The organism is Paenibacillus pseudetheri (assembly GCF_924513355.1).
In the GTDB taxonomy this organism is placed as follows: Bacteria; Bacillota; Bacilli; order Paenibacillales; family Paenibacillaceae; genus Paenibacillus_AQ; species Paenibacillus_AQ pseudetheri.
In genome coordinates this window covers 19,553-28,687 of the sequence record NZ_CAKMAB010000063.1, presented here as the reverse complement: position 1 = coordinate 28,687, position 9,135 = coordinate 19,553, and the positions used below count along the sequence as shown (strand labels likewise).

Genomic DNA, 9,135 nt, shown 5'->3' with positions numbered 1-9,135 from the left:
GCAGAGCAGCGATTCTCCAATAACAGGAGAATCGCTGCTCTGTTGACGTTTTAAACTTTTAAGAGGATAGAGAGACTATCTCCGCTAGTAGAATATCTACTTATGGGACAGCCCCTTTTTTTGTGAGAAAAGAAATTGGTATGGTACATACGCACCAATGTGGTTATTTTCACTGGAACTGAATCCAAGTATGCTCTCTCTAGTAAAAACGATAAGGGAGAGAGAAACTTATGAATGATCAGAAAGTAATGTTTAGAACAGGGCTAAGAGATTCTATCGCAATTGTTGCAGGATTTATCCCAGCTTGCTTTACGTTTGGATTGGTCGGTAAGGGGTTAGGTCTAGGAAGTCTGGAAGTATTCTTATTGTCAGCGCTCGTATTTGCGGGGGCTAGTCAATTTATCGGTGTAAAAATGCTTGCCGCAGGAACAGCCGCTCCAGTGATTTTACTGCTTACCCTGATCATTAACTTAAGATATTTGTTTATTAGCTTATCCTTTGGAGGGCAGTTAAATCGTAACATCAGTGTACTAGCGAGAACTTGGATTGGCTTCAGTTTAACAGAAGAGGTATATGCAGTTAGTATGATCCCTCGAGAAGAAGTAAATCGTAAAACGGAGAATGAAAAAATGAACCAGCCCTTAGGACTTCCTTATCTGCTAGGCCTACAAATCCCTCCCTATGTCGCTAACCTGTTAGCAACAGCTTCGGGGATAACCCTTGCCTCCTATATCCCAGCTTTATATTTACCGGCGCTAAACACGTCATTATATGCCTTACTAATTGCACTTGTTGTACCTCAATTGAAAGGCAGCTTACGGAATATGGCTATATGTATATCAGCTGCAGGATCATCTTGGCTACTGAACCCTTTGCTGGGAAACTCTTCGATCCTTATAGCTATGCTAATTGGCATGGCAGTGGGTTCCTTAATTAAAGGGCAAGTCGAAGCGGAGAAGGGGGTATCCGTATGACTATGTTAATCATCATAGGTATGGCTGTTATTACATTTTTATTTCGTTTTGTGCCATTACTGCTTACGAACCGTACGAATGGTTCTTCCAAAGTCCAAGCGCTGCTGGAGTATTTGCCCATAGCGGTTCTTAGTGCGTTAACGGTACCTGGAATCATTCAGGTAGACCCAGATGTTAATCTTGTGGGTATCGCAGCAGGGACTGTCGCTGTTATACTGGTATTAATTAGAAAAATCCCGCTGCTCCTCGTGATTCTAGGCTCTGTTTCCGCAGCAATACTCGTAAAAATGCTAACCCTTTATTTTTAAATCAAAAGTCGGAACAGAAGGGGAGGACCTCTTATGAAGCATGATTTGCTGATCACACTCGATAAAGAACGGCAGATTCCATTTAGCCGTCAAATTTACGAGCAAGTTCGAAATGCTATCCATTCTGGAGCTTTAACTGGGGGTGACCCCCTACCTCCGTCTAGAACTTTGGCCAATCAGCTTGGAGTATCCAGAAGTGTGATCCTTCAATCCTATGAGCTACTTCAGGCAGAAGGGTATCTGGAGATGAGAAAAGGGGCGGGAACGTTTATTGCGGAGCTGACCTTGGAGGAGAAAATTACAAATGTTTATGAGAGCCCTTACAATTTTATAACTAAGGGACCTGATTTCCTTACGCTTAATCCTCCTTCTTCTAGAGAAGTTGACCATTTGAACCCGGTATTCTGTGATTTTCGGCATGGTGTGCCTGCTTGGGACGCGTTTCCTATGGATCAGTGGCAAAAAGCTCTAATGAATGCTTGCCGCCGCGCGTCACCGGATACTTTAGGTTATGGACCCGCGGAAGGTTCACTGGGACTGCGCCGTGAGATTGCACGGTTACTACGTTCCACACGATCTATGCCCGTTGTTCCGGAACAAATCGTGATTACTTCTGGAGCTACGCAAGCTCTTGATATTTTATCGAGGATTTTCTTATTTAAAGGTGATCAAGTCATTGTTGAAGATCCTTCACATAGCGTTGTGCGTGAAATATTTTCTTTTGCTGGGGTAGAGGTCATACCTGTTAACGTAGATCAAGATGGCATCTGTGTGGAAGAGATCCAAACAAACAGTGATAACGATAAAGAAGGTATTCTGAAAAAATCGCCAAAGCTAGTCTATGTTACGCCTTCTCACCAGTTCCCTTTTGGGACGACACTGTCCTTGAAAAGAAGAGTTCAGCTGTTGGATTGGGCGAAAGCTAATCATGCTTTTATTATTGAAGACGATTATGACAGTGAATATAGGTACGAGGGTCCGAAATTATCCGCGCTTGCTGGTCTAGATGTTGAGGGTCGAGTCATTTATGTAGGCAGCTTTAGTAAAGTATTATTTCCTTCTCTGCGGATAGGTTATGTTGTGTTGCCTCCGGCTTTGCTTCAACCTTTTTTGGCTGTTAAATGGATTACAGATCGAATGTCTTCTGCTTTGGATCAGGAAGCGTTAGCTGAATTTATTCAGAATGGTCACTATGCAAGGCATGTTACACAGATGGGTAAGCTGTATGCTTCTCGTAGAGCCTGCCTCGTAAACAGCTTGAATACTGAATTTGGAAGTCGTGTGCGATATTATGGCGAGGAAGCGGGACTGCACTTACTGATTGAGCTGGAGTCGGATGCCGAAGAGAATCGTATAGCTGAAGTGGCGCTCCGTTACGGAGTTCGCGTATATCCTGCTTCTTCTTATTTTCTGGAGAGTAAACCTAAGGGACCGGTGTTTCTACTAGGCTATTCTAATCTCACTGAGAATCAGATTAAGATGGGTGTGAACAGACTGATGTTAGCCGAAGCAGAAGCGACAGTTAGTAGTAGTCATTTGTAATAGAAATGTTGGAACTTTATCATATAACTTGTATGTTCCCTCTATAGTTTCAGCCTTCAGGCATTCATAATAAAAGGAGAAGTTATTTCTAATTCTGGAGGTTCTTATGAAACGCTACATTATAGGAATTGATCTCGGTGGAACGAATATCAAAGCAGGAATTTACGATTTCGATTTTATAGCTGTAAAAGAAATATCTACACCTACAGAGGCAGCTAAAGGCCCATTACATGTGCTGGAACGGATTAGAGAAGCTGTACGTTTGATTACGGTCGAAGCGGATATTTCGTTAGATTTAGTAGCAGGTATGGGAATCGGAGTGCCCGGATTACTTGATCCGGTAGCGGGTATTTCTTTTTTCTCGCCGAATTTTCCGGGGTGGGAGCAAGTACATGTTGTTGACGAGATGAAGCGGTTTTATGATTTTCCTATTTTTATAGATAACGATGTAAGGGGAAATCTGTATGGAGAATGGCAGCAAGGTGCAGGCAGAGGTTACAACAATCTAGTTCTGATTACTTTGGGAACGGGTTTAGGATCCGGTATCGTGAACAACGGGAAAGTAATCTACGGCACGTCATATAGCGCTGGTGAAATTGGGCACATGAATATGTACAGGAACGGACGACCTTGTAAATGTGGGAGCTCGGGCTGCTTGGGACGATATGTCTCCGCGCTTGGCATGGTGAACACTTTTAAAGAGAAGCTGAAGGAAGGCCGAACCAGTATGATTCAGACCTGGACTAATGATCAAGAAGAGCAAATTACCGCGCTAATGATATCCGAAGCCTACGAACTCGGAGATGCTCTCTCTATGGAGGTCATGCGGGAGACTGGAACTATACTTGGCTTTGGACTAGCGAATGTAGTGAATTTGCTCAACCCTGATCTTATTATTGTAGGTGGGGGGATGGCAGCAGCGGGCGATAAGTTGCTCCAACCTGTAAGAGAAACTGTAAGTCAGCATGCGTTGAAGCTATCTGGCAGTAAGTGTGAAATTGTTCAAGCTTCGCTTGGGAGTCGGGCAGGAACTATTGGTGCCGCCTCTTATGCATATGGTAAGCTTAAAGAAGCAGAGTAGCTAAAATTACTTGTTAATTTAGTATAACTGGAACCAGACGGAGCCGCCCGGAATACAACAGTAATAAAATCCGTGGAGGTGCTCATATGTTTGCAATCATGCAATTAATAGGAGGAGTGATCCTGTCTTTAGGATGGATTCCTCAAATTATTCAAATCCTCAAATCAAAATCCGTAGCCGATTTAAATTTGAAGTCGTATTTACTTATGCTGTTCGGGATTAGTCTAATGGAAGCATACGCGATAAGTTTGGCGGTTACGGGAGTAGGTTTAGCTTTTTTGATTACGAATACGATGTCCTTATGTGTTGTATTGCTGGTTATTATTCTAGTGCTTAAATATCGAATAAGGTCATGAATGAAGTTAGGAACAAGAATCAACCATCGCCGGAATCTTTATGAAAATAGAGCTAACTTAGGTTAGTAAATGCGGAGGTACATTTGAGCGAAAAATATTATACATACGAAATCGATGCGGTAACTTTTCAATTGCATGAGCCTTGATTGGTTATCTAAACTTGGTAGGGTGTTCAAAGTGTTCGATCAGCAGGACTCGGGAAATCTTTCTTTTGGTGTGGAGAAGGAGGGTCAGAAGTATTTTGTGAAATTTGCTGGTGCAAAGCCTTTGACTTACGATGGGAACCCCTCGGATGCTGTTGATAATTTGATTAAAGCTATTCCATTGTATAATGAGCTTGAATCTGAAGCGCTGATCTCTCTGGTGTCACATTTTGAAGTTGGAGCGGGATATGCAGCGGTGTTTGAATGGTTCGAAGGTGAATGTTTACATTCGCATTGGCTGTTTACGGGAGAAGCTAAGTTGAACCATCCGGAATCGCCTTTTTACCGCTATAAGCAATTATCTATTGAAAAACGTTTAGCGTCTTTAGACGTAATCTTTTCGTTTCATGAACATGTTGAGTTACAGGGTTATGTGGCTGTCGATTTTTACGATGGAAGTATTCTTTATAATTTTGAGAATGATGAAATAAGGATTTGTGATATTGATTTTTATAGACCTAAGCCTACTGTAAATGATCTGGGAGAGAACTTCTGGGGCTCAACGAGATTCAACTCACCGGAAGAGTTTATCTTGGGTTCTCCGATTGATGAAGTTACAAATGTATTTAATATGGGCGCAACAGCATTTGTTCTTTTAGGAGGAGCCTCCGACCGGTCGTTTGCAAAATGGGAAGCGAGCGAAGCCCACCACGATGTTGTTTTACGGGCGGTTATCCTGGAGCGTGAGCAGCGGTATCAGAGTGTAGCGGAATTTAAATCAGCTTGGGATAGAGCAGAGATTGTTTGAGGCGGGTGGGAAGTGGGGGATAGAATTGCAGGTAAACTTGTTTAATCTGGAAAAAGAAAACGAAGTTGATATAGAGTACGTTGTTATTATGGTTAAGCATGGTGAAGAATGGATCTTGGTGAGACATCAGAACCGTTCGACGTGGGAGTTTGCCGGAGGACATATAGAGATTGGCGAAACACCGGAGCAGGCTGCTGCTAGAGAATTATATGAAGAAACTGGAGCGGAGCAATTCTCTATCGTTCCTATAGCTGTATATACGGTCATTATTGATGATGCACCTGGGAGTTTTGGAAAGCTATACTTCGCTAATGTGGAACAATTCGCTGCTACCACCATATGAGATGGCAGAAATCAAAGGATTTACCGATATACCAACCGAGTTGACGTATCCCTTGATTTATCCAATTCTAATTTCAAAAGTTCAGGATTTCATCAACGATTCGTCTTCAGCTGAAAGATAAGAATGATAGCCCCGCTGTTGTCACATGATATGATTAATAAAAAGAACAAGCAGGAGGGATTTCATTGAAAAGAGACATTCAGCATGTTCCCTACGGATATGAGCCACCGGTTGAACAACGTAAAGGGACATTAGTGTTTTACGATTCTTTTGAACATATATCCGATCAAGAGCTTGAAATCGCGGCAAAAACAGCAGCAGATCGGCGTTTCACAAAGCTGGTGCTCTATCCACTGCATGAAGAAACGGTGAGACGGATGACCAAAGAGCCGGTGAGCGCTTATTACAAGCGTGAAGACCGGCTGCATGAATGGAAAAGGGAGCAAGGACGTAGCTTTGTCACGGTAGAGAGTTTGGAGGGGAAACGAAAAAAGTATACTCCGCTTGATTCTGCGCTTCGACATCTTGCAGAAATCTATCCTTCGCCGATTTTTTTGTATTTAACACCTGAAGTGGCGAATCAGTTTGCGTCTTATTCCTCTTTTGAAGAGTGGATTGTAAAGATTCGCTTATTGTTGCCATCTGCACCTTCATCACTTCATCCAAGGCTACTGAAATTTCGCCATCGCTGGGATGTTGTTGGAGAAGAGAAAGACTAAGCTTTAATGTGTGCTGCTCTGTTTACGTCTGTAATTGTACATTCTCCACTGATAATGGATAAAACATCCGATGCAAAAACCAAGTATCGCAACAGTAGCTGCCACTGCAACTAACGCTGTGAAAATATAGGCAGCAATCGTCCAGCCCGCGGTGAAGCTGATCAGACCACCTATGAGGCAGAAGACAGCAATCGTTTGGTTAAACTGTTGTTGTGACCAGTCTTCGAGTACATAGTGCGAACGTTCTTTTGTCAGAAACTTAGCAGCCAGTTTAATGATGGGATTATAACCGCACAAGAGTCCGAGTAATCCGGTAAACAAGGGCAGTGCAAGGATCCAGTGCTGTCCTGTTAGCCATGTCAATATTACAGAAATGACGATAAACGCCTGATTAGTCTTTACTAATGGCCGAGGAATTCCTTTGGACATATTTTGAATTTTATTCACACCTTTCTCATTGGAATAATTATAGTATACGCTGAGGTTGAGGGAATGGGAAGTAGATAATTATGAGTTGGTGGAGGTAGGGGGAGCTGGACTCCAATGCAGCTATGCGCACAAAAGTAGATGGAAATAGCCCCTTTGAGTGACCACCAGATTACTTTGAATTTAAGTAATTTATATGTTGACATATCTCCGAAAAATATGGTTTTATTATGTAGACCAATTGTTATAATGCAAAGGAAGTGTCAGCTTGTCGAACAAGCCGAATACGCGTGAGGCGATTCTGGACACCGCTTCGAAATTATTTTTTTCTCAGGGATATCATGCAACAGGACTGAATCAGATTATTAAAGATAGCGATTCACCGAAGGGATCTCTTTATTATTATTTCCCCCACGGTAAAGAAGAGCTGGCATTAACATGCATTAACCGGACTAGTCTAACAGTCGCTCAGAAGCTGAACTGTCATATGGAGAGTTGCAATAGTGCGGCTGAAGCAATGGAGGATTTCATTCTCGGCATGGCTATGGACGCAGTAGAATCTTCTTTCGAGGGGATTGTTCCGTTCAGTTTTTGGTTAGCGGCGGAGACCTCTTGTATTAGTGAGGAGCTGCGGACTGCATGTAAATCTGTGTTTATGGACTTGCAGGATGTGATCAAGAAACGCCTTCTGGAAGAAGGTGTGGAGAGCAACACTGCAGCCGATAAGGCTTCAGTAATAGTCTCATTATTTGAAGGAGCGCTTCTTCAGACGCTGACTTTACGGGATGAACAGCCGCTTCTCGCGGCGGCAAAGATTATCCCAGCAATACTTGCTTAGAGATAGACAATAGATAAGAATATCAGGGGGATTAAGAGTGGAAGCAACTATGCAAGGAAAGCAACAAAAGGAAGTGAAGAAGTTTAAAACCATTCCGATTCTAGTCTCTTTACTACTTGCAGGATTTATCGGAATGTTCAGTGAAACCGCACTGAATGTAGCTTTAAGTGATCTTATGAATGTCCTTCAAATTACTCCAGCAACAGCACAATGGTTGACGACGGCTTATCTGCTTACACTGGGAATTCTAGTACCGATTTCGGGTATGCTGCTTCAGTGGTTCTCGACTAGACAGTTGTTTGTTGCTGCATTATGTTTTTCAATACTTGGAACGTTTCTAGCTGCAGTATCACCTAGTTTTGAGTTCCTATTAACAGCGCGTGTGGTACAAGCAATGGGTACAGCGCTTCTATTACCACTTATGTTCAATACGATCCTTATCATCATTGCTCCTGAAAAACGGGGTGCCGCGATGGGGATGATTGGTTTGGTTATCATGGTAGCGCCAGCGATCGGTCCTACTATTGCCGGTCTTCTAATTGAAAGCCTTAGCTGGCACTGGATCTTCTGGCTGTCACTGCCATTCCTGGTGATCGCATTGTTATTCGGAATCCTCTTCATGCAGAATGTAACGAAGGTTACGAAGCCGAAGATCGACATCCTCTCCATAGTGTTATCATCAATCGGGTTTGGTGGAATCGTGTTTGGTTTCAGTAGCGCCGGTGAAGAAGCTGGTTGGGGAAGTCCAAAAGTAATCATCGCTATCGTAGTAGGTGTGGTATCACTCTTATTGTTCGGTTTGCGCCAAATGAAGATGAAGCAGCCTATGATTAATCTGCGTGCTTTTAAATATCCAATGTTCTCCATTGGTGTGGCTATGGTATTTATTTGTATGATGGTTATCCTGTCATCCATGTTGATTCTTCCAATGTATCTTCAACAGGGTCAAGGGTATACAGCGTTCAAGGCAGGCTTGCTGCTACTTCCAGGGGGGATTATTAACGGATTGATGTCCCCAATCATGGGTCGTCTGTTCGACAAATACGGTCCCAAATGGCTCGTTATTCCAGGCCTGATTATTGCAGCTACAGCTTTATGGTTCTTCTCCAGCATTACTGTAGCTTCTACGGTCGTATTCGTAATCGTACTTCACAGTACGCTTATGATTGGTGTGTCGATGGTATTTATGCCTGCACAAACCAACGGAATTAACCAGTTGCCTCTAGAATTATATCCAGATGGTACAGCGATCATGAATACATTGCAGCAGGTAGCTGGTGCGATCGGTACTGCATTAGCAGTCAGCATTATGTCCGCAGGTTCTAAGAGTTATATGAAGACTGTGGCCGATCCTGCCGATCCAGCTAATATATTGCCTGCGTTCACGCAAGGTGTACAAAATGCATTTATTTTCGGAATGAGTATGGCGATTGTAGGTCTAATCCTTGCGTTCTTCGTGAAAAGAGTAGTCGTTAATCATAAAATGAATACACCAATGCATTAATCATTAAGTTTGTAAAATCCCCTTACGGTAGATAGTGGAGAAGGTTCATGTACGTATGAACCTGCCACTATTAATCGGAGGGGATTTTTTTAC

The 9,135-nt window shown here is 42.8% G+C and carries 10 protein-coding genes and 1 pseudogene; 10 read left to right on the top strand and 1 reads right to left on the bottom strand.

The features are described from left to right. Window positions 1-230: 230 nt before the first annotated feature. The 8 genes and pseudogenes from L1028_RS29640 (at window position 231) to L1028_RS29605 (ending at window position 6,274) form a co-directional block, all read left to right on the top strand. The gene (locus L1028_RS29640; protein ID WP_234541717.1) at window positions 231-974 is read left to right on the top strand and encodes an AzlC family ABC transporter permease; all 744 of its coding nucleotides are present in this window, start codon (window positions 231-233) and stop codon (window positions 972-974) included. Continuing rightward, entirely contained in the window at window positions 971-1,282 is a 312-nt protein-coding gene (locus L1028_RS29635; RefSeq protein WP_234541716.1) for an AzlD domain-containing protein, read from the top strand. Before L1028_RS29640 ends, L1028_RS29635 begins: the two co-directional genes overlap by 4 nt. Before the next feature lie 33 nt (window positions 1,283-1,315). Continuing rightward, window positions 1,316-2,824 (top strand): MocR-like pyridoxine biosynthesis transcription factor PdxR, encoded by a 1,509-nt coding sequence (gene pdxR / locus L1028_RS29630; RefSeq protein ID WP_234541715.1) that lies wholly within the window; start codon window positions 1,316-1,318, stop codon window positions 2,822-2,824. A gap of 106 nt (window positions 2,825-2,930) precedes the next feature. After that, the gene (locus tag L1028_RS29625) at window positions 2,931-3,905 is read left to right on the top strand and encodes an ROK family protein (protein ID WP_234541714.1); all 975 of its coding nucleotides are present in this window, start codon (window positions 2,931-2,933) and stop codon (window positions 3,903-3,905) included. Between the two features lie 86 nt (window positions 3,906-3,991). After that, entirely contained in the window at window positions 3,992-4,261 is a 270-nt protein-coding gene (locus L1028_RS29620) for a PQ-loop domain-containing transporter (RefSeq protein ID WP_234541713.1), read from the top strand. Window positions 4,262-4,344: 83 nt separating this feature from the next. Beyond that, a pseudogene (locus L1028_RS29615) lies at window positions 4,345-5,212 on the top strand (serine/threonine protein kinase). A 25-nt stretch (window positions 5,213-5,237) separates the two neighbouring features. Beyond that, window positions 5,238-5,555 carry an NUDIX domain-containing protein gene (locus L1028_RS29610; RefSeq protein ID WP_234541712.1) on the top strand — a complete coding sequence of 106 codons (318 nt, stop codon included), beginning with the start codon at window positions 5,238-5,240 and terminating at the stop codon, window positions 5,553-5,555. A gap of 185 nt (window positions 5,556-5,740) precedes the next feature. Continuing rightward, window positions 5,741-6,274 (top strand): hypothetical protein, encoded by a 534-nt coding sequence (locus L1028_RS29605; protein ID WP_234541710.1) that lies wholly within the window; start codon window positions 5,741-5,743, stop codon window positions 6,272-6,274. Window positions 6,275-6,277: 3 nt separating this feature from the next. Here L1028_RS29605 and L1028_RS29600 read toward each other — a convergent pair whose 3' ends face one another. Then, on the bottom strand, window positions 6,278-6,712 hold the full coding sequence (locus tag L1028_RS29600) for a DUF4395 domain-containing protein (RefSeq protein WP_423803107.1): 435 nt from the start codon (window positions 6,710-6,712) through the stop codon (window positions 6,278-6,280). A gap of 256 nt (window positions 6,713-6,968) precedes the next feature. On the opposite strand from L1028_RS29600, the gene L1028_RS29595 reads away from it, so the two are divergent. Together L1028_RS29595 and L1028_RS29590 are read left to right on the top strand one after the other, a co-directional pair. Continuing rightward, entirely contained in the window at window positions 6,969-7,538 is a 570-nt protein-coding gene (locus L1028_RS29595) for a TetR/AcrR family transcriptional regulator (RefSeq protein WP_234541708.1), read from the top strand. Window positions 7,539-7,587: 49 nt separating this feature from the next. Further along, on the top strand, window positions 7,588-9,042 hold the full coding sequence (locus tag L1028_RS29590) for a DHA2 family efflux MFS transporter permease subunit (RefSeq protein WP_234541718.1): 1,455 nt from the start codon (window positions 7,588-7,590) through the stop codon (window positions 9,040-9,042). The last annotated feature ends 93 nt before the right edge of the window (window positions 9,043-9,135 follow it).

Bases quoted from the DNA above. Each gene is read 5' to 3' on its own strand.
- pdxR (WP_234541715.1), top strand. From the start codon at position 1,316: ATGAAGCATGATTTGCTGATCACACTCGATAAAGAACGGCAGATTCCA.
- L1028_RS29620 (WP_234541713.1), top strand. From the start codon at position 3,992: ATGTTTGCAATCATGCAATTAATAGGAGGAGTGATCCTGTCTTTAGGA.
- L1028_RS29625 (WP_234541714.1), top strand. From the start codon at position 2,931: ATGAAACGCTACATTATAGGAATTGATCTCGGTGGAACGAATATCAAA.
- L1028_RS29590 (WP_234541718.1), top strand. From the start codon at position 7,588: ATGCAAGGAAAGCAACAAAAGGAAGTGAAGAAGTTTAAAACCATTCCG.
- L1028_RS29635 (WP_234541716.1), top strand. From the start codon at position 971: ATGACTATGTTAATCATCATAGGTATGGCTGTTATTACATTTTTATTT.
- L1028_RS29640 (WP_234541717.1), top strand. From the start codon at position 231: ATGAATGATCAGAAAGTAATGTTTAGAACAGGGCTAAGAGATTCTATC.